At 67.0% G+C, this 19,735-nt stretch carries 18 protein-coding genes; 7 read left to right on the top strand and 11 right to left on the bottom strand.

Annotated elements, in window-relative coordinates; genetic code table 11:
* The first annotated feature begins 82 nt into the window (after positions 1-82).
* On the top strand, positions 83-844 hold the full coding sequence (gene tpiA / locus CVUC_RS15600) for a triose-phosphate isomerase (RefSeq protein WP_096033379.1): 762 nt from the start codon (positions 83-85) through the stop codon (positions 842-844).
* 121 nt (positions 845-965) lie between these two features.
* Entirely contained in the window at positions 966-2,804 is a 1,839-nt protein-coding gene (aspS, locus tag CVUC_RS15595; RefSeq protein ID WP_164468132.1) for an aspartate--tRNA ligase, read from the top strand.
* 76 nt (positions 2,805-2,880) lie between these two features.
* On the opposite strand, the gene CVUC_RS15590 is transcribed toward aspS, so the two are convergent.
* The 3 genes from CVUC_RS15590 to CVUC_RS15580 form a co-directional block, all read right to left on the bottom strand.
* On the bottom strand, positions 2,881-3,750 hold the full coding sequence (locus tag CVUC_RS15590) for a pentapeptide repeat-containing protein (protein WP_012640359.1): 870 nt from the start codon (positions 3,748-3,750) through the stop codon (positions 2,881-2,883).
* 94 nt (positions 3,751-3,844) lie between these two features.
* Positions 3,845-4,342, bottom strand: a complete 498-nt coding sequence (locus CVUC_RS15585) for a pentapeptide repeat-containing protein (RefSeq protein ID WP_096033378.1) — start codon at positions 4,340-4,342, stop codon at positions 3,845-3,847.
* 71 nt (positions 4,343-4,413) lie between these two features.
* Positions 4,414-7,137 (bottom strand): ribonucleotide reductase, encoded by a 2,724-nt coding sequence (locus tag CVUC_RS15580; protein ID WP_096033377.1) that lies wholly within the window; start codon positions 7,135-7,137, stop codon positions 4,414-4,416.
* A 279-nt stretch (positions 7,138-7,416) separates the two neighbouring features.
* Between CVUC_RS15580 and CVUC_RS15570 the strand changes: the two genes are divergently transcribed.
* Positions 7,417-7,812: an NADH:ubiquinone oxidoreductase subunit NDUFA12 gene (locus CVUC_RS15570; protein WP_096033375.1), complete on the top strand. Its 396-nt coding sequence runs from the start codon at positions 7,417-7,419 to the stop codon at positions 7,810-7,812.
* Positions 7,813-7,816: 4 nt separating this feature from the next.
* A complete protein-coding gene (locus CVUC_RS15565) occupies positions 7,817-8,455 on the top strand; it encodes a DUF2155 domain-containing protein (protein WP_096033374.1) in 639 nt (212 codons plus the stop codon).
* Here the strand turns inward: CVUC_RS15565 and aat are convergent.
* From aat to aroQ, 4 genes are all read right to left on the bottom strand, one after another.
* Positions 8,392-9,045, bottom strand: a complete 654-nt coding sequence (gene aat, locus CVUC_RS15560) for a leucyl/phenylalanyl-tRNA--protein transferase (protein WP_096033373.1) — start codon at positions 9,043-9,045, stop codon at positions 8,392-8,394. The genes CVUC_RS15565 and aat overlap by 64 nt on opposite strands.
* A 99-nt stretch (positions 9,046-9,144) precedes the next feature.
* Positions 9,145-10,491 (bottom strand): acetyl-CoA carboxylase biotin carboxylase subunit, encoded by a 1,347-nt coding sequence (gene accC / locus CVUC_RS15555; protein ID WP_096033372.1) that lies wholly within the window; start codon positions 10,489-10,491, stop codon positions 9,145-9,147.
* Positions 10,492-10,496: 5 nt separating this feature from the next.
* On the bottom strand, positions 10,497-11,009 hold the full coding sequence (gene accB, locus CVUC_RS15550) for an acetyl-CoA carboxylase biotin carboxyl carrier protein (protein ID WP_010919749.1): 513 nt from the start codon (positions 11,007-11,009) through the stop codon (positions 10,497-10,499).
* A 60-nt stretch (positions 11,010-11,069) separates the two neighbouring features.
* The gene (gene aroQ, locus CVUC_RS15545) at positions 11,070-11,510 is read right to left on the bottom strand and encodes a type II 3-dehydroquinate dehydratase (protein WP_010919748.1); all 441 of its coding nucleotides are present in this window, start codon (positions 11,508-11,510) and stop codon (positions 11,070-11,072) included.
* 78 nt (positions 11,511-11,588) lie between these two features.
* Between aroQ and thiS the strand changes: the two genes are divergently transcribed.
* Both thiS and CVUC_RS15535 read left to right on the top strand, forming a co-directional pair.
* Complete coding sequence (gene thiS, locus CVUC_RS15540; protein ID WP_010919747.1) at positions 11,589-11,789, top strand: sulfur carrier protein ThiS; 201 nt, start codon at positions 11,589-11,591, stop codon at positions 11,787-11,789.
* A gap of 144 nt (positions 11,790-11,933) precedes the next feature.
* Positions 11,934-12,743, top strand: coding sequence for a thiazole synthase (locus CVUC_RS15535; protein WP_010919746.1), 810 nt, complete (start codon positions 11,934-11,936; stop codon positions 12,741-12,743).
* A 110-nt stretch (positions 12,744-12,853) separates the two neighbouring features.
* On the opposite strand, the gene CVUC_RS15530 is transcribed toward CVUC_RS15535, so the two are convergent.
* The 4 genes from CVUC_RS15530 to CVUC_RS15515 all read right to left on the bottom strand — a co-directional run bounded on the left by CVUC_RS15530 (position 12,854) and on the right by CVUC_RS15515 (position 18,027).
* Positions 12,854-13,594: a DsbA family protein gene (locus tag CVUC_RS15530; protein WP_096033371.1), complete on the bottom strand. Its 741-nt coding sequence runs from the start codon at positions 13,592-13,594 to the stop codon at positions 12,854-12,856.
* Positions 13,595-13,618: 24 nt separating this feature from the next.
* Positions 13,619-15,040 (bottom strand): tetratricopeptide repeat protein, encoded by a 1,422-nt coding sequence (locus CVUC_RS15525; protein WP_096033370.1) that lies wholly within the window; start codon positions 15,038-15,040, stop codon positions 13,619-13,621.
* A gap of 142 nt (positions 15,041-15,182) precedes the next feature.
* Positions 15,183-17,885: an Rne/Rng family ribonuclease gene (locus tag CVUC_RS15520; RefSeq protein ID WP_096033369.1), complete on the bottom strand. Its 2,703-nt coding sequence runs from the start codon at positions 17,883-17,885 to the stop codon at positions 15,183-15,185.
* Positions 17,809-18,027, bottom strand: coding sequence for a hypothetical protein (locus tag CVUC_RS15515; RefSeq protein WP_024265746.1), 219 nt, complete (start codon positions 18,025-18,027; stop codon positions 17,809-17,811). Before CVUC_RS15515 ends, CVUC_RS15520 begins: the two co-directional genes overlap by 77 nt.
* A 368-nt stretch (positions 18,028-18,395) precedes the next feature.
* On the opposite strand from CVUC_RS15515, the gene CVUC_RS15510 reads away from it, so the two are divergent.
* Complete coding sequence (locus CVUC_RS15510) at positions 18,396-19,583, top strand: N-acetylmuramoyl-L-alanine amidase family protein (RefSeq protein WP_010919742.1); 1,188 nt, start codon at positions 18,396-18,398, stop codon at positions 19,581-19,583.
* Positions 19,584-19,735: the final 152 nt, after the last annotated feature.

Here is a 19,735-nt window from a genome sequence, read left to right as displayed (position 1 = left end):
GCGGGTATAGTAGAGCCGAAGGCGAGGGGGCAAGCGGCGTGGGCTTGACTTCCCAAGGGAGCGTGACCTCAAGAAGGCGCTCATGACCCTTTCGAGCACAACGCCCCGGCCTCTGATCGCCGGAAACTGGAAGATGAACGGCCTTTCGGTCGCCCTCGACGAGGCCCGAGCCGTCGCCGCCGCCCTGGAGGCGAAACCTCCGGCCGCCCGCGTCGCGATCTTCCCGCCCGCCACCCTGTTGCATCGTCTGAGCCAGGCGGTGGAAGGGGCGCATCTCCTTACCGGCGGTCAGGATTGCCATGGCAAGTCGAGCGGCGCGCACACGGGCGATGTCTCCGCCGAGATGATCGCGGACGCAGGCGGATCGCTGGTGATCTGCGGCCACTCCGAGCGGCGCACTGACCACGGTGAAACCTCCGCCCAGGTGGCCGGAAAGGCTGAAGCCGCCGCCGCGGCGGGCTTGGAGCCGATCGTCTGTGTCGGCGAGACCCTGGAGACGCGTGAAGCGGGCCAGGCGGTAAGCTTTGTCGTGAGCCAGGTGCGGGACTCGCTGCCAACCTCGCTGGCCGGCAAGGCGTTCAGCGTAGCCTATGAGCCTCTGTGGGCTATCGGCACGGGCCGAACGGCCTCGGTCGACAACATCGTCGAGATGCACGCGGCCATCCGCGCCGAGCTGGTCTCCCGTTTCGGCGAGCAGGGCCGGACCGTCCTGATCCTCTATGGTGGCTCCGTGAAGCCCGAAAACGCTCGCGAGATCCTCGCCGCGCCCGAGGTTGGTGGCGCGCTGGTCGGCGGCGCTTCGCTGAAGGCCAAGGACTTCCTGGCGATCATCCAGGCGCTTTAAGCCTGAAGAACCTTCCACGGACGGGCCGGGCAAGCGCACGGTCCGTCCCAGAATCCTTGACATCGCGGCGCCCACGTGCGCCTTACCGCGCCTTGCAAATCAGCGCGTATTCAAGACTTTCATGACCACCATGCACGCCTATCGCACCCATAACTGCGGCGCCCTGCGCGCTTCCGACACCGGCGCGGCCGTGCGTCTGTCCGGCTGGATCCACCGCAAGCGCGACCATGGCGGGCTGGTCTTCATCGACCTGCGCGACCACTACGGTCTGACGCAGCTGGTGCTGCACCCGGAAACCCCCGGTTTCAACGTCGTCGAGCGCCTGCGCGCCGAGAGCGTGATCCGCGTTGACGGCGAAGTGATCGCCCGTGACGCCAGCGTGGTGAACCCCAACCTGCCGACCGGCGAGATCGAAATCCGCGTCTCGGCCGTCGAGGTGCTGTCCGAGGCCGCCGAGCTGCCGCTGCCGGTCTTCGGCGAGCCGGACTATCCCGAAGAGATCCGCCTCAAGCACCGTTATCTCGACCTGCGTCGCGAGACCCTGCACAAGAACATCGTCCTGCGCTCGCGCGTGATCCAGTCGATCCGCAACCGCATGTTCGCCCAGGGCTTCAACGAGTTTCAGACGCCGATCCTGACCGCCAGCTCGCCGGAAGGCGCGCGCGACTTCCTGGTGCCCTCGCGTCTGCACCCCGAAAAGTTCTACGCGCTGCCCCAAGCGCCCCAGCAGTTCAAGCAGCTGCTGATGGTCTCGGGCTTTGACCGCTACTTCCAGATCGCGCCCTGCTTCCGCGACGAAGACCTGCGCGCCGACCGTAGCCTGGAGTTCTACCAGCTCGACGTCGAGATGAGCTTCGTCACCCAGGAAGACGTCTTCGCGGCTATCGAGCCCGTCATGCATGGCGTGTTCGAGGAGTTCAGCAACGGCAAGCCGGTGTCGCCGATCAACGGCACGCACACCTTCACCAACGACTTTGGCCAATCGTTCGAGCACAAGGGCTTCGAGCGCCTGACCTACGCCCAGTCGATGGCCTGGTACGGCAGCGACAAGCCGGACCTGCGAAACCCGATCAAGATGGCGAACGTCTCGGAGCACTTCCGTGACGGCGGCTTTGGCCTGTTCGCCAAGATCCTGGGCGTCGACGCCAAGAACCAGGTGTGGGCCATCCCCGCGCCGACCGGCGGTTCGCGCGCTTTCTGCGATCGCATGAACAGCTGGGCTCAGGGCGAAGGCCAGCCGGGCCTTGGCTATGTGTTCTGGTCGGAAGACCAGGGCGGCTGGGGCGGCCCGATCGCCAAGAACCTCGGCGAACCGACCCAGGCCCTGATGGAGTCGCTGGGCCTGGGCGCCGGCGACGCCGCCTTCTTCGTGGCCGGCGATCCTTCCGTGTTCGCCAAGTTCGCGGGTCTGGCCCGCACGCGCGTCGGCACGGAGCTGAAGCTGGTCGACGAGAACCAGTTCAAGTTCTGCTGGATCGTCGACTTCCCGATGTTCGAGTGGAACGAGGAAGAGAAGAAGGTCGACTTCTCGCACAACCCGTTCTCGATGCCGCAGGGCGGTCTGGAGGCCCTGGAGACCCAGGACCCGCTGACCATCCGCGCCTATCAGTATGACATCGTCTGCAACGGCTACGAGCTGTGCTCGGGCGCGATCCGGAACCACAAGCCCGAGATCATGCTGAAAGCCTTCGCCACCGCCGGCTATGGCCCGGAAGTGGTCGAGGAGCAGTTCGGCGGCATGCTGAACGCCTTCCGCTACGGCGCACCGCCGCACGGTGGTCTGGCGCCGGGCATCGACCGTATCGTCATGCTGCTGGCCGACCAGGTCGCCATCCGCGAAGTCATCGCCTTCCCGCTGAACCAGCAGGGCCAGGACCTCCTGATGAACGCCCCGGCCAACGTGCTCGACAAGCAGTTGAAGGAACTGCACATCCGGACCGCGCCGCCGATCAAGGTGTAGGCGGGGTTCCGACCCTCCACGAAAAAGCCCTCCGGTCTTGCGATCGGAGGGCTTTTTCTTTGGCCTACTAGCGACCTTACTTGGGGCCTTTGGGGGCCTTCGGCGGGGCGGGGGGTGCGGGCGGCTTGGGCACCGCGCGCAGGAGCATGAAGTGCTGGCCGCTTCGCAGGCCATTACAGGTGCGGACGCTCAGTCCCGAAGGCAGTCGCGTGCTGCTATCGCCACAGGCCTCGTCCAGCTGTTCCTGTTCCAGCCCCCGGGCGCTCGATAGATCAGCGCCGCTGAGATTGACCATGGTCAGGTCGGCGTTCCGGAAGTCCGCGCTGTTGAAGATCCCGCCGCGCAGATTCGAGCCGGTCATGTCGGCGTTGTGGAACCGCGCGCCGTCGAAGCGCGCGCCCTGGAAGTTGGCGTGGTTGATGTCGGCGTTCGAGAAGTCGGCGTCGCGGGCGTTGGCGCCCGACAGATTGGCGGCGATCAGCTCGGCGTTGGCGAAGCGCGCCTTCTGCAGGTTGGCGCCGGCCATGTTGGCGGCGTGCAGCTCCGCCGAAGACAGGTCGACGCGGACCAGAGTCGCCTGAGCGAAGTTGGCGCCGCTGCTCTCGACGCCGGACATACGCGCGTCGGTGAAGTTGGCGCGGGTGAAGTTGGCGCCGCGCATCTCAGCGCCGCGCAGATCGGCGCGGCTCAGATCGGCCCATCCGAAATCCGAGCCATAAAACATCGCGCCGCGCAGGTCGGCGCCGATCAGAACGGCCTTGGCGAAGTTGGCGCCGGTGAACTTGGCGTTCATCAGCTTGCGGCCCGCCAGGTCGCAATTGGCGCACATCCCGCCGAAGGACGTCAGCTTGGCGACGTCCTTGTCTTCGGCCCAAGCGTGCGCCTGGCCCGTCATGGCCAAGAGGCTCAGCGTCAAGGCGGCGATGGAAACGCCCAAGCGGGACATCGACTACTCCGTTCAGTCCATACGCGACTGTGTGAGTTACGGTTTGGACCGACGGAGGGCCAGAGACCACTTAAATTGCGGTAATGACGGGGATTTAACGGCAGCGCGGAATGGAAAGTCCGCGGGGCAACAACGTGGAGTCATCGCCGCACGCCTGGCTCAACTGACTCTGTTTCAGACCCGTCGCGCGATCCATCTCCGCGCCCGAAAAGTTGACGCCGGAGAGTCGCGCGCCGGCAAAGTTCGCGCCTTGCAGATTGGCTCCGACGAAGCTGGCGTTGGTCAGGTCGGCCCGCGCGAAGCTGGCTCCGGTCATGACCGCGCCATAGGCGTTGACGTCCCGAAGATCGCCGCCGGCGAAGCGTGTCCGGTTCATGACCGCCGTCGACAGGTCCGCCTGTCGAAGACGCGCGCCGGCCAGATTCTTGCCCTTCAGGGTCAGGTTGGAGAGATCGGCCTGGAACAGGTTGCAGCGTGGGCAGTTCGCGCCGTTGCGCACGGCCGCGATCTGGCCGGCGTTCTGGGCGCTGACGGGCGTCGCGACGGACAACGCCACGCCAAGGGCGGCGGCGAGCAGGGCGATCGGTTTCATTCTGGCGCACGTCCTGAGCGGAAAAGCAGGTCTTACCCTTACCCAGCAAGCTTAACGCCAGGCGAACGCCGTCAGGTGGATGCGACCGGCCCTGGCCGCTCCGACTGAGCGCCGCAGGTGTCGCAGACCGTCATTCCGCCTCTCCGCACGAGAGACAGATCGCCGCAAGCCGGGCACATCTCGCCATCCGCGCCGGGACGATCGGCGCCTTCCACGCGACGGTGGCCGAAGCTGGCGAACACCAGATTGTCCGGCGTGGCGCCCCGTGAAAAGCCCTTGGAAATGAAGCGGCTAGCCGGAACGGGATCGGCGTCGTCGTCCAGCAGGTCGTCTTCGGCAAGGCGCTTGCCCGCGCCGAGCCCATCGGCGTTGAACTCTCCGGGGTCGCCATTGGCGAGGTCGTCTCGGCCAAGGTAGGAGACGCCCAGTTCTCGGAAAATGTAGTCCAGGATGGAGGTCGCGGACTTGATCGAGTCATTGCCGGTGACCGGACCCGCCGGCTCGAACTTGGTGTAGACGAAGGCGTCGACGAACTCGTCCAGCGGCACGCCGTGCTGCAGGCCCAGCGAGACGGCGATGGCGAAGTTGTTCATCAGGCTCCGGAAGGCCGCGCCTTCCTTGTGCATATCGATGAACAGCTCACCCAGTTCGCCGTCCTCGTACTCGCCGGTATGCAGATAGACCTTGTGCCCGCCCACGGCCGCTTTCTGGATGTAGCCCTTGCGACGGTCGGGGAGGCGACGGCGCGAGCGGTCGCGCTCGACGATCCGCTCGACGACGCGCTCGGTCACCAATGGTTCTCGCGCCGGAGCGGGGCGGGGCGCTTCGGCCGTCGGCTCCTCGGGCAGATCGAGCTTGAAGTCGTACGGCGTGGGCGCGCGCTGCAGGCGCAGGGCGCGAACGCCGGCCCTGGCCGCCGCAGCCTGGGCGCGCACGGCATCGGCCGGGCGCGCGTCATGCGGAATCGAGACCGTTACGGCCGTCGGCAGGCAAGCGAAGCTCTCCACCGCCGCCAGCATCGCCAGGCGGTCATTGAACGAGGGAGCCTCCACGGACCGGAAAGCTTCGCGAAGATCAGGGTTCAGGGCTTCGCAATCGCCCAGCGTGCCCGCGCCCAGCGCATGGCGCTCGGCGGCCGCGATTTCCGCCGCCGAGAAGTCGGCGAAGGCCAGGGTGTCGAAGTCACGGCGCGCGACATCTTCGGCGGACGCGCCCAGGACGTCGCGAAGGAAGCCTGCGCCGACAATCGCCGGGGCGAAGGCCGCCCGCACGCCCTGATGCTCGCGCAGGGCGTTTTCGGCCTTCTCGATCTCGTGAGCGGTGAAGCCGCGCGCCTGCAGCATGGCGTGATCGATCGCGGGGCTCTCGGCCAGCGATCCGTGGCCCAGCGCATGCCGCCGGGCGGCATCGAGATCGACGCCCTCCGATGACAGCGCCTCGAAAGCGGCGGCGCTGAAGCTCGGCATCAGGAAGCCGTCTGCGGTTTGTGACACAGACACCGGCGCCATGGCGCCTGCCGCGCCGACGGGCGCGCCGCCCAGGCGCAAGGTCGCCTCGAGGTCCGTGAACGGTCCCACCAAGCCGGCCGAACGCAGGCCGTGCTTGCGGGCCAGCGCGTGGGCCGTCGCCAGCGCCGCAGCGGCTTCGGTGGCGAGCGCCGAGCGCAGAGCGGCGGCGCGGACCCGGCGTTCGGCCAGGGTCTTCAGTACGCCTTGGCGATCCTGATCAAAGGCGGGGTCTTGGCCCAGTGTGGCTGCGGCCTCGGCGCTGGCGGACAGCGCCGCGCCGACGGCCAGGGCCCACAAGGCGGCCGCGCCGTCGCGACCTTCGATACTGGTCTGGGCGTAGCCTTGGCTGAGCAGGCAATCGCCCACGCCCGCGAGCGAAAGGCGCGCGGGGCGCTCGCCCCGGTCCAGTTCCAGGGCCGTGGCCCACAGGTGGCAGACGAAGGTGAAGCGCTCGATGTCGAACCCTTCGGCGTCCAGGAAGGTGCTGGCGTCGATCGCCGCGCCGATCGCCGCGCCGCGCGACAGGGCTTCGGCGTCGGTCGGCGACAGGGCCAGGGTCAGGGCGCTGGTCTCCCAACCGACCTGAGCGGCCAGAGTCGCGGCCTCGTCGCCGGCGGCGACCGCTTGACGGGTTGCGGCGGCGACAAGGGGCAGCTCATCATCGACGGCGAGCGCGGTCAGCGGCGCACGGGGCTGGTCGGCCAAGGCGATGGCGTCCAGGATGGTCTGGTCGTCCGCGCCCAGTTCACGCGCCTTGCGCGCGGCCCGGGCCAGGGCCGGGTTCTTGCGAACATCGCTGCAGGCGCGGCTATCGCCCGAGCAGCGACGCACCGCGTCTGCGACCTGGTCGAGCGCGGTGTTCAAACGCGCAGCGGCTTGAGCCGCCAGGAGGCGCGCCCGGCGCTGCCCCAGGATGTCCCGCGCCTGGCTCTGGAATTCGAACTCGGTGATGTCGGGCAGCAGCCGCAGACCCGTCTGGCCCGAGGTCGGGGTCGCTATCCCGGTGAGCATCGTGGTCAACAACGCCTCGCGGAAGGCATCGGCGTCGGCCTTGTCGCCGAACAGGCCGCGCGAGAGGCCCAGTTGCGCCACGCGCGCAGCGTAACGCGCCGGACCGCCGCCAAGCGGAGCCTTCGGTTCGATCTCGCCGCCCCAGTCGAGCCAGGCTTCGACGCGGGCGTCAGACCATGACGACGGCGCCGAAACGACCTGAACGCTGTCGGCCCGTTCCAGGTCGCGCCATTCCATCGCGGGGACGAGGCCTGCGGCTTTGGCGGAGGGGCGCATGGGCGGTTCCAGGTCCGAGATGCCAGCGTGAGTGCTTACCAAATCCCTAACGTGTGATTCCACGCGGCCGGGATGGGCGTAAGGTCGCACCGAAGGTTAGAACCTTGGTCACCGCCCCTCAATAGATGTTGCGGGTGCAGGGGCGCTAATCCACAAGATGTTGAAGTGCGCCGCGACCGGCGCGCGGCTGGACGGTGAGGGCGCGGGGCGCTATGGTCCGCCCGCTTCGCCGCGCTTGTCGCGGCCGAGCAAAGCCTTGCAGATTCAGGTGCGAACGTAGTGCTGAAAGCGATCTTCACGTGGTGGAACGGCGCGACCCTCGGGCAGCGTTTCCACATTGGCCGCCGCGGCGTCTTCGTGGGTCAGGACGACTACGGCAACCGCTATTTCGAAGCGCGCGACAACAGCGACAGCTACGACCGTCACAAGCGTCGTTGGGTGATCTACAACGGCTATGCCGAAGCCTCGAAGGTCCCTGCCGAGTGGAGCGGTTGGCTGCACTATACGCTGGACGAGCCGCCGACCCGCGCGCCGCTGAAGCGTCGCGAATGGGAGAAGGACACGCTTCCGAACCTGACCGGCACCGTGCACGCTTGGCGTCCGCAGGGTTCTCTGACCCGCGGCGGCGAGCGCCCGGCGGCGACGAGTGACTATCAAGCCTGGTCGCCGGAATAGGGGCATGGCCCGCCGGGCGTCCCTGATCGCGGCGGTTAGCGTCCTGTCCGGCTTGGCCGTGGCGGGTGTCGCTGTCGCGCGTCAGGCAGGAACGCCTCAGGCGCAGACTCCGCCCGCCGCGCCCGCCGCAACGCCAGCGCCGCCGGCGCCGGTCGGAGAGCTGCGGCCCGCCCAGCCTGTTCAGGTCGCGCCCGCCACGGCGAACCCTAACCCGCCCGCGTCACCCGCGCCGGGAGCAGCCACCCAGGTCAAGCCGCCGGCGGCCACCAAGCCCGCCGAGCCCGCCAAGCGCGCGCGCTATTCGGTGGCCATCCTGCAGGCGCTGGACAAGGTCACGACCGAGACGATGCGGTTCGAAGTCCCGATCGGTCAGCCGATCCGCTACAAGACCCTGATCTTCACCGTGAGGGCCTGCGAAACGGCGGCCGCCGACGAGGTCGCGCCGGAATCGGCGGCCTATGTGGTGGTCGATACGCAACCGAAGGCCCAAGCTGGCCGCGCGGCCCCGCCGGGACGCCAGATCTACAAGGGTTGGATGTACGCCAGCTCGCCGGGCCTGAACCCGCTGCAACACCCGGTCTATGACGCCTGGCTGATCGCCTGCAAGCAGTCGATCCCGGTCGCGCCGGCCGCCAAGCCATAGAAGTCGCCCGGCGTCGCCAGGGCCTTGGATAGCCGGCGGCGATAGTCCGCGCGGCTGATTTCCATCACGCCGAACTGCGCCAGATGCTCGGTGAGAAACTGGGTGTCGAGCAGTTCGTACCCGCCCGCGATCAGTCGAGCGACGAGGTGGACCAGCGCCACCTTGCTGGCGTCCCGCGCGGTCGAGAACATGCTCTCGCCGAAAAACGCTCCGCCCAGCGACACGCCATAGAGCCCACCGACAAGCTCATCGTCCAGCCAAGTCTCGACGCTGTGGGCGAGTCCGCGGGCGTAGAGCTGGCCATAGAGCCGCTGGATCGGATGGTTGATCCAGGTGTCGAGCCGTCCGGGCCGCGAGGCGGCGCAGTGCTCGATCACCGCGTCGAAGGCGGTGTCGACGCGAACCTCGTACGGTCCATTGCGAACCGTGCGGGCTAGGCGCTTGGGAATATGGAAAGTCCCGAGCGGCAGCACGCCGCGCCGCTCGGGATCGATCAGAAAGAGGCTCTCGTCCTCTCGCGCGTCGGCCATCGGAAAGACACCGCGCGCGTAGCAGGCGATCAGGTCGTCGACCGTGAAGGCGTCGTCCATCGCCGCCCCTAGGGCCTGTCCGAGGGACAGGCCCGGTCTTGTGGCGCTTGAGCGTGGCTGTCGCCGAAACCGCTCACACTTCCGGCTGCCACGCTCACCTTAAGCTTCTTGGGCTTTGATCCAGCGTTCCAGCCAGTGGATGTTGTAGTCACCGGCCAGGATATCGGGCTGCACCAGAAGGTCCTGAAACAGCGGGATCGTGGTTTCGACGCCGCCGACCACCATCTCGCCCAGGCAACGCTTCAGGCGCGCGATGCACTCGGCGCGGTCACGACCGTGCACGATCAGCTTGCCGATCAGGCTGTCGTAATAGGGCGGGATCGCGTAGCCGGTGTAGATCGCCGAATCCAGGCGAACGCCCAGGCCGCCGGGGGCGTGGAAGTCGGTGATCACGCCCGGCGAGGGCGTGAAGGTCCGCGCGTTCTCGGCGTTGATCCGGCACTCGATGGCGTGACCCTCGAAGACGACATCTTCCTGGGTGAACGACAGCGGCAGGCCGGCGGCGATGCGGATCTGCTCGCGCACCAGGTCGATGCCGGTGATGGCTTCGGTGACCGGGTGTTCGACCTGCAGGCGGGTGTTCATCTCGATGAAGAAGAACTCGTCGTTCTCCCACAGGAACTCGATGGTGCCGACGCCGAGATAGCCGATGGCCTTGACCGCATCGACCACGACCTTGCCGATCTTGGCGCGACCTTCGGCCGACAGGGCGGGCGAGGGGGCTTCTTCCAGCACCTTCTGGTGACGACGCTGCAGCGAGCAGTCGCGCTCGCCCAGGTGCACGACGTTGCCGTGGCTGTCGGCGATGACCTGCAGTTCGATATGGCGCGGCTTCTGGAGGTAGCGCTCCATATAGACCGTGTCGTCGCCAAAGGCGGCGCGGGCCTCGGCGCGGGCGGTCGAGACCGCTTCGGCCAGGTCCTCACGGGTCTGGGCGACCTTCATGCCACGACCACCGCCGCCGGCGGCGGCCTTGATCAGGACGGGGAAGCCGATCTTCTCGGCGGCCTCGAAGGCTTCTTCCTCGGTCGACACGCCGCCGTCCGAGCCGGGAACGACCGGGATGCCGGCGTCCTTCACAGCCTGCTTGGCGGTGATCTTGTCGCCCATCATCCGGATGTGCTCGGGCTTGGGACCGATGAAGGTGAAGCCGTGCGCGCCGACGATCTCGGCGAAGCGGGCATTTTCCGACAGGAAGCCATAGCCCGGGTGGATCGCCTGGGCGCCGGTGATCTCGGCGGCCGCGATGATCGATGGGATGTTCAGATAGCTCTTGGCGGCCGGAGCCGGCCCGATGCAGACGCTTTCGTCGGCCAGGCGCACCCACATAGAGTTGCGGTCGGCCTCGGAATGGACCGCCACCGTGGCGATGCCCATTTCCTTACAGGCGCGGTGAACCCGGAGCGCGATCTCGCCCCGGTTCGCAATGAGGATCTTGTCGAACATGAGCGTTACTCGATGACGACGAGCGGCTCGCCGAACTCGACGGGCTGGGCGTCCTCGACCAGGATCTCGACGATCTTGCCGGCCTTCGGGGCGGCGATCGGGTTCATGGTCTTCATGGCTTCGACGATCAGCAGGGTCTGGCCCGCCGCGACGGTGTCGCCCACCTTCACGAAGGCGTCGGCGCCCGGCTGGGGCGAGAGATAGGCGGTGCCGACCATCGGCGACTTCACGGCGTCACCACGAACGGCGGCCGGAGCGGCCTCGACGGCGGGGGCCGGCGCGGCGGCGACCGGGGCCGAGGCGGCGGCCGGGGCCGGCGCGTAAGCCGGCGCGGCGGCCTGGACGTAGTTGACGGGCGCGGCGGTCAGTTCACGCGCGACGCGGATCTTCAGGCCGGCATGCTCGACTTCGATCTCGGACAGACCCGTGTCCTTCAGGATGTCCGCGAGCTTGCGGACCAGACGGGCGTCGATCGCGGGAGCTTCGACCGGATCGGCGGGGGCCTTGGGGTTCGACATGGAAGCTTACCTTGTTCTTCTGATGCGCCGGGCGGCGGAAAACGCCGGGCGTTATCGTTGCTATGCGCGGATCAGGCCGAAAGCGGCCTCGATCGCCAGTTCGTAACTCGCCGCGCCGAACCCGGAGACGATCCCCGTGGCCGCCAGCGAAACGTAGGTATGGCGGCGGAATTCCTCCCTCGCCGCCGGGTTGGACAAGTGACACTCGATCACGGGGATGCTCAAGGTCTTGAGCGCATCCAGCAGCGCAATCGACGTGTGGCCGTATCCGGCCGGATTGATGACCAGCGCAGAGGCCGACTCACGCGCCTCGTGCACCCAATCGATCAGCACGCCTTCATGGTTGGACTGGCGGAAGACCACCGAAACGCCACGCGAAGCCGCCCGCGCCTCACAGCGCGTCCGGACATCATCGAGGGTGTCCTTGCCGTAAATCTCGGGCTCGCGTGTTCCCAACAGGTTGAGGTTGGGCCCGCTCAGCACGTGGATCGGTTTTACCATGCGGCTCCGCCGTCGATTCCGAGGGTCTTGTATAGCCGGTTCCGCCGGGTCACAAGCACGGCTCGCTTCGGAGGAGAGATGAGGCTTTTACTGAACGGGGAAGAGCGGGACGTGGCCGGCGTGGTCACGATCGCTGATCTAGTGACCATGCTGGGCCTGGACGCCCGCAAGGTGGCTGTCGAGCGCAATCTCGAGATCGCGCCGAGGTCCAGCTACGCCGACACGGCGCTGGCCGACGGCGACCGCATCGAGATCGTCACTTTTATCGGCGGCGGTTGAGGTCTTGCGTCCTTCGAGGCCGCTTCGCGGCGCCTCAGGATGAGGAAACCATCACGAGTGTCCTCATCCTGAGGTGCGAGCAAAGCGAGCCTCGAAGGACGCAAGGCGTTTGAAACTGCGGCTTCCCGGGCGTAAACCAGCCGCATGAACGCGCATGTTACCCCCGACTCCGTCACCGCTGACAGCGACGAGACCTGGACCGTCGCCGGCCGCACCTTCCGCTCGCGCCTGATCGTCGGCACGGGCAAGTACAAGGACTATGCGACCAACGCCGCCGCCGCCCGCGCGGCCGGGGCCGAGATCGTCACCGTGGCCGTGCGCCGCGTGAACCTGACCGACCCCAGCCAGCCTTTGCTGGTCGACTATGTCAAACCGACCGAATTCACCTACCTGCCCAACACCGCCGGCTGTTTCACCGGCGAGGACGCCGTGCGCACCCTGCGTCTGGCCCGTGAGGCCGGCGGCTGGGACCTCGTCAAGCTGGAGGTCCTCAGCGATCCCAAGACCCTGTTCCCGGACATGGAAGAGACCCTGCGCTCGCTGAAGCTGCTGGTCGCCGACGGGTTCCAGGTCATGGTCTACTGCTCGGACGACCCGGTTTACGCCCGGAAGCTGGAAGAGGCGGGCGCGGTGGCCATCATGCCGCTGGGCGCGCCGATCGGCTCGGGCCTCGGCATCCAGAACCGCGTCAACCTGCGGATCATCATCGAGAACGCCAAGGTGCCGGTGCTGGTCGACGCAGGCGTCGGCACGGCGTCGGACGCGGCGATCGGCATGGAGCTGGGCTGCGACGCCATCCTGATGAACACCGCCATCGCTGAGGCCAAGGACCCGATCCGCATGGCCAAGGCGATGAAGCACGCCGTCATTGCCGGCCGCGAGGCCTATCTCGCCGGCCGGATGCAGAAGCGGCTCTATGCAGACCCCAGCTCGCCGCTTGCGGGACTGATCTAGTTTGATGAGATCGAAACCTCGCCCTTCGACGAGCTCAGGGTGAGGTTTCTAGTTGTATGCGGTTTGAAGTAGCCCTCACCCTGAGCTTGTCGAAGGGCGAGGGCGGCGGCTCACCCCGCTTTGGCCCGCGCCGCCCGCGTCTGCTCGATGGCCAGCTTCAGGGCGTCGATGTCGGCGCCGGGCACCAGGGTGTCGCCGACGATGAAGGCGGGTGTGCCCGACAGGTTCAGGGCGCGGGCCAGCGCGTCGGTGTCGGCCAGATGCTGGGTGATGGCCTGGCTCTCGCCGACGGCCTTGGCCTCGTCCATGTCGATGCCGAGTCTCTCGGCGATGCGCAGGGCGCCCCTGGCGTCGAGCGCGTTCTCGGCCATCAGCGCCTTGTGCAGTTCCAGGCTCTTGCCCTGATCCTTGGCGCCCAGGGCGATGCGTGCAGCGGCCTCGCTGTCGTTGCCGAAGATCACGAAGTCCTTCAGCACCAGCCGGATGTCGGGGTTCTTCTGGACCAGCTCGAGAACCGCCGGCGTGGCTTGGCGGCAGTAGCCGCAGCGATAGTCGAAGAACTCGGTCACCGTTATCGTGCCGGCGGGATTGATGACAATGTCGCGCGGGTCGCGTTCGATCGCCTGACGATACTCGCCGATGGCCTTTTGCGACGACACCGCCTGCTGCGCCGCCTGCTTCTCCTGCAGCTTCTGGCTGGCCTCCATCAGGACTTCGGGGTGCTCAAGCAGATAGGCGCGGACCTTTTCACCGAACGCCTTGTCCGGCTTGGACTGGTCGCAGCCGGCGAGGGTCAGGCCGGCGATGGCCAATGGGACGGCGAAGGTCGCGGCGCGGCGAAGCATGGTCATCGAAATCTCTGGATGCGTGGCCGGTCAGCGGCCGGGATTGGAGGGCATGACGCCGTCCTTAGCCAGGTCCTTGAGTTCCTGGTTCGAGGGACGGGACGCCAGCACGATGTCCGTGGCGCGGCGCCAGTCTGGCGTGTTCTTGGTCAGGAGCTCACGGGCGCGCATCGCAAAGACCTTGGCCTCGCGCACGGCGCCTAATGAGAAATATTGCTCGGCGGTGGCCAGGCGAGCCTCGCCATCCTTCTTCTGCTTGTCGTAGGCCTGAGCCAGCAGGCGCCAGGTCACCGGGTTGTCGGGCTCATTCAGCAGGCTGCGCTTCAGCTCCTGAACGCCTTCCTCGACCTTCTTAGGGTCGTTCAGATTGATCAGGGTCTGGCCCAGATTGATGCGGAGCAGCGCTGCGTCCGGCTTCAGCGCCACCGAGCGGCGCTGGGGCTCTTCGGCCTGTTCCACACGATTGAATTCAAAAAGGATCTGCCCCTTCAGCTCCCAGAGATAGGGATTGTCGGGGTGGTCGGCGATCAGGCCGTCCAGCAGCTTCAGGGCCCGATCGGGCTCCTTCATCTGGTAGTAGGCGATCGAGCGCGCATAGCGGGCCGGAAACCCGGTATCGGTCTCCTTGTACTTCATCAGCGCGATCTGGGGGTTGAGGAAGCCCTCAAGCTTGGCCTTCATCACCTCGTGCCGGGCCAGATCCTCGGGCGTATCGACGGCGTTGTAGTGCGGCAGGCGCTCGACACGGCTGCGCAGCACCTCGATCCGTTCGGACGAGAGGGGGTGGCTGCGGAAATAGGCGAACCGCCGCGCCTGATCGAACACTTCCTGATAGCGGAAATTGTCGAAGAACTCGACGAGACCCCGCCCGGATTGGCCGGTGGCTTCCAGGAAGCCGGCTCCGGCCTGGTCGGCCCGCGATTCCTGCTCACGGCTGTAACCCAGCGCGCCGAGGGCCCCGGCGTACTGGGCGTTTCCGATCAGCACCGCGCCAGCGTCAGGCGCGCCCGCCAGAGCAGCCAGAACGCCAAGACCCATGGTCAGGATCATCGGCTTGAGGCCTGCGCGCATCATCTCGTCGGAGCGGATGGGGTGGCCGCCGGCAAGGTGACCCGTCTCGTGCGCAATGACGCCGCGCAGCTGGTTCGGGTTCTCGGTCTGCAGGATCAGGCCCGTATTCAGGCCCATCTGCAGGCCCTGGGTCGCGAAGGCGTTCAGCGATTTGTCGCCGACGATGAGGATCCGCACATTCTTCGGGTCCAGACCGGCGGCGGCGAAGATCGGGTCGGAGTCGCGATGCAGGATCTCTTCGATCTCGGTGTCCCGGATCAGGGAAGGACCGTCGTTCTGCGCGTTCGCAAGCTGGGGCGCCGAAACAGTGGACGCGAGAACGGCGAGCGCGCAGATCGCAGCGCCCAATCTCTTACCGGCTCGCCCACTACGCGAGGTCATCAAGTGATCTCCAGATCGCGCCCCCGCGAACCCTGACCAATCTAACTTGGATCGCGACGGCGAGGGAACAAGGGTTCGCACCGTCGCCGCGAAAGAATTCGGCCCGCGCATCTGGAGACGCGCGGGCCGTTGTCATTCGACCTTACCGGCGCCACCAGCCCCGACGGGGCTTTTCGGGCGGCGCGGTGATCTCGTTCGGATCCGGCTCGGCCGGTTGGGCCTCCTCGACGGCTTCAACGACCGGCGCCGGCGCCGGCTCTGGCGCAACCTCGACCGCGGGAGCCGGGGGAGCGACCTCGACGGCTTCGGGTTCAGCGGTCTCAGGGGCGGGAGCCTCCGCCGCGACCTCGGTCACGGTGTCGACCGCTTCGACGGACGCTTCCGTCGCCTTCTTGCCGCGCGACCGTGAGCGCTTGGGCTTCTTGGGCGCTTCCTCGACTTCCGGCAGTTCGACCCAAACATCGGCCGGCGGCCCGGCGATCACCGGCGGCGCCAGGATGGGGGCCTCGAACGGCTCCGCAGCCTCGACAGTCGCGCTTTCCACCGAGGTTACCTCGGCGACCGGCGCCTCGTCGCGCTGGCGACGGCCCCGGTCACGACCCCGACGGCCACGTTCACGGCCAGGGCGCTCTTCGCGCTCGGCCCGCTCGGGACGCGGCGCGGCCTCGGCAGCGGCCTCGACGCGCGGCTCGGGCGCCGGACGACGCGACTCGCCACCACCGACCAGCGCAGCCGGATCATGCCAGGTGAAGACGTTCTCGCCGAAGGGCACCCGCGGACGGATCCAGACGAAGGCGTCGGTCGGACGATCGCCGTCCTCGCGCCCGCCACGACGGCCGCCACGACGACCCCGGCGACGGCGACGACGACCGCCTTCATCATCATCGCCAAACTCGCCGCGATCCTCGTCCGCGCCTTCGGCCACGACGTCCTCGTCCTCGGACTCGGTCTCGCCATCCCGCTCGTCGCGACGCCCGCGGCCGCGGTTGCGGTCGCGACGCCCGCGACGGCCCTTGCGGTCGCCGCGCTCGTCATCACGCGCCGACTTGCGCGTCGTCGCATCGTCGTCGTCGGTGTCCTCGCGGTCGGTGTCGTCCTCGTCATCGAGAATGACGTCGTCTTCTTCTTCCTCGTCGTCGTAGGCGTTCGGATCGAAGTCGTCGTCTTCCTCGACGAAGGGCGGCGGGGCCACGGCGATGCGTTCGCCCAGCTCGGTGCGCTCGATCTCCTGGTCGCCCGCGTGCAGGCTGTCATCGACCACGACCGACACGAACAGGCCGTGCGTGGTCAGCAGACGCTGCAGATAATCGCGCTTTTCGTTGAGGATATAGAGGCCGACCGAGCGCGAGACCTTCAGGATCACGCTGCCCGAGCCCTTCAGGGCCTCGGCCTCGACGGCGCGCAGGGCGGCCAGGGCGCTGGACTCCACCGAACGGACACGGCCGGTGCCTTCGCAGTGTTCGCAGACATGGGTGGTGCCTTCCAGCACGCCGGTGCGGCGACGCTGGCGGCTGATCTCCATCAGGCCAAAGCCCGAGATCTTGCCCATCTGGATGCGCGCGCGGTCGTCCTTGAGCGCGTCCTTCAGGACCTTCTCGACCGTGCGGTTGTTCTTGGCTTCATCCATGTCGATGAAGTCGATGACGATCAGGCCGGCTAGGTCGCGCAGACGCAGCTGACGGGCGGCTTCCTCGGCCGCTTCGCAGTTGGTCTTCAGCGCGGTGGCCTCGATGTTGCGCTCGCGCGTGGCCTTGCCCGAGTTGACGTCGATGGCGACCAGGGCTTCGGTCTGGTTGATGACCAGATAGCCGCCCGAGCGCAGCGGCACGACCGGCGAATAGATCTGGGCCAGATGGTCCTCAATCTTGTTCTTCACGAACAGCGGGGTCGGGTCGCGGTAGTTGAAGACCTTCTTGGCCTGGCTCGGCATTAGCATGCGCATGAAGTCGCGCGCTTCCTTGTAGCCGGCGTCGCCCTCGACCCAGATGCCGTCCAGGTCCTTGTCGTACATGTCGCGGATGGCGCGTTTGACGAGGTCTTCTTCCTCGTAGATCAGCGCCGGCGCGATCGAGTGCAGCGTGTTCTCGCGGATGTTCTCCCACAGACGCAGCAGGTACTCATAGTCGCGCTTGATCTCGGCCTTGGTGCGCTTGGCGCCGGCTGTGCGGACAATCAGACCCATGCCTTGCGGCACGTCCAGGCTTTGGACGACGCTCTTCAGACGCTTGCGGTCAGTCACCGCCGTGATCTTGCGGCTGATGCCGCCGCCACGGGCGGTGTTGGGCATCAGGACGCCGTAGCGGCCGGCCAGCGACAGATAGGTGGTCAGGGCCGCGCCCTTGTTGCCACGCTCTTCCTTGACCACCTGAACCAGCATGATCTGCCGGCGGCGGATCACTTCCTGGATCTTGTACTTGCGCATCAGGCGGCGCTTGCGGCGCGCCAGTTCTTCTTCGACGTCATCGTCATCATCGTCGACCGCGCGGTCGCCGCCATTGACGTCGTCTTCGTCGTCACCGCCGGAGGCGCGACGCGAGATCGGGGTGTCGTCCTCGTCGTCACCGGAGTCGTCGCGCATCAGCGCTTCGCGGTCGGCGACCGGGATCTGGTAGTAGTCGGGGTGGATCTCGTTGAACGCCAGGAAACCGTGACGGTTGCCGCCGTACTCGATGAACGCAGCCTGGAGGCTGGGCTCAACGCGCGTCACCTTGGCGAGATAGATGTTTCCACGAAGCTGTTTGCGGGTTTGGCTCTCGAAATCGAACTCTTCAACCCGGGTACCGTCCACGACGACCACACGCGTCTCTTCGGCGTGTGCTGCGTCGATCAGCATCTTCTTCGACATAAAGGAAGTCTCCGCGGCGCGCTGCGGGCGCTTGGCCCGGTCGCCGATATGAATGAAGGGCGCGCGCGTCGCCGACCGTCGCACCGTCAGCGCGGTTGCGAAGGGTCAGGTGCCAAAGGCGGTCGGGTGCGGCGCAGCCCATTAAGGTTCGTTTGTCCCTACCGCGCCAGGCGCGGGATTGGATGGCGCGTCGTCGCCAGGACGGCGTTTGAGCCCGACGCGGGCCCCGTGGCGCGGCGTCTCTGCAGGCGTCTTGCCCGCCAGGTCGACCGCGTCTCGAACACTATCTAATCTGCCGCTCCAGTGTCGAAAGAGGCTCAAGGCCAAATTCGACGCCTGAACGGCTCACGCGGAGTCGTGACGATCACGGATTTCGCGTGCGGCGGGACTGTAGCCACATCGGCGCGCAAAAGAAAAGGTTTCGCGGTTTGAACGCGACTTAACCCTTTCGCTACCGGGCCCGATCGATATTGAGCTCCAGTTCACCAGTTCCGGGCATCGCGGGCGCGAATGCGTAGAGGTCTCATCAATTTCGCTCGTATGGGCTGGGTCAGGGCCTTGCTGATCGTCGGCGGTGTGACTCTGGCCGGCGTGGCTGTCGCCACGGCCAAGGGACCCGCCGCGCCCGCCGGCGTCCAGAAGGTTCGTTTCGGCGGCGATCGTGTCGAAACGCGGGTCGTCATCGATCTGGACCGCGCCGCCGCCGGCAGGCTGCTGTCCGACGGCATGGCCGATCAACGTCTCGTCATCGCGCTGCCCAATGTCATGGTTTCCGGCGACCTGCAGGGCGCTGGGCAAGGCCTGGTGAAGCGCTGGCTGATCGACGAGGCCGCCGGCGGCGCGCGCCTGCGCCTGGACCTCGCCGGCAAGGTGGAAATCCGCCGCAGGTTCCTGCTGCCGCCGGGCGATGGCGCCACGGCCTATCGCTATGTCATTGACCTCAAGGCGGTGGATGGCGCGGTCGCGCCGCAAACCCCGCGTCTGGCCTTGGCGTCTGCGCCTGTCAAAGCAGCACCCCTGCGCCTGAAGAAGGTGGTCGTGATCGACGCCGGCCACGGCGGCAAGGACTCCGGCGCTGTCGGCGCCAACATCTACGAGAAGGAGGTCACGCTCGCGGCCGCCAAGTCGCTGAAGGAGCGGCTTGAGCGCACTGGGCGCTTCCAGGTTGTGCTGACGCGCGAGACTGACACCTTCGTTCCGCTCGAATCGCGCGTGCAGATCGCGCGTCGGGCCGACGCCGACCTGTTTATCTCGCTGCACGCCGACTCCGGTCCGGACGCGACGACGCGCGGCGCCTCGGTCTACACCCTCTCCGAAAAGGGCGCCGATCGCGTCGGCCTGGTTCTGGAGAAGGATGATTGGCTGATGAAGGCCAACATGCCGGGCCGCGACCGGGCGGTCAGCCAGATCCTGCTGGACCTGTCGCAACGCGCGACCAAGAACCGTTCCGCCGCGTTCGCCCAGTTGCTCCTGGCCAATGTGGGCGAGGAAACCGCCTTGCTTCGCCGTAGTCATCGCGATGCGGGCTTTATCGTGCTGCTCGCACCTGATGTGCCGGCCGTTCTGCTTGAAATGGGCTTCATCACCAATCCTGATGACGAAGCCTTCCTGAGTTCCAAGGCCAGCCGCGCCCGCCTCGTGGATGCTGTCGCGGACTCAATCGAAGCCTATTTCTCCTCGGGTCTTCGCAAGTCTTAGGCGACCACGCTTCCCCTTTCGACTGTCGCGCTCTAATCACAGGCAAGATCGATCGCGCCGCGCCGGGCTAGGTGCGACCGCGAAACCGCTTACGGTTCCGCGCCAAGCGATCTAGTGAAGTGAGCATGGCGGGCGAGGGGGCCCGTTCGACG

The sequence above is a fragment of the Caulobacter vibrioides genome (assembly GCF_002858865.1).
GTDB classification, from domain to species: Bacteria; Pseudomonadota; Alphaproteobacteria; order Caulobacterales; family Caulobacteraceae; genus Caulobacter; species Caulobacter vibrioides.
This window is presented reverse-complemented; position numbering and strand designations above follow the sequence as displayed.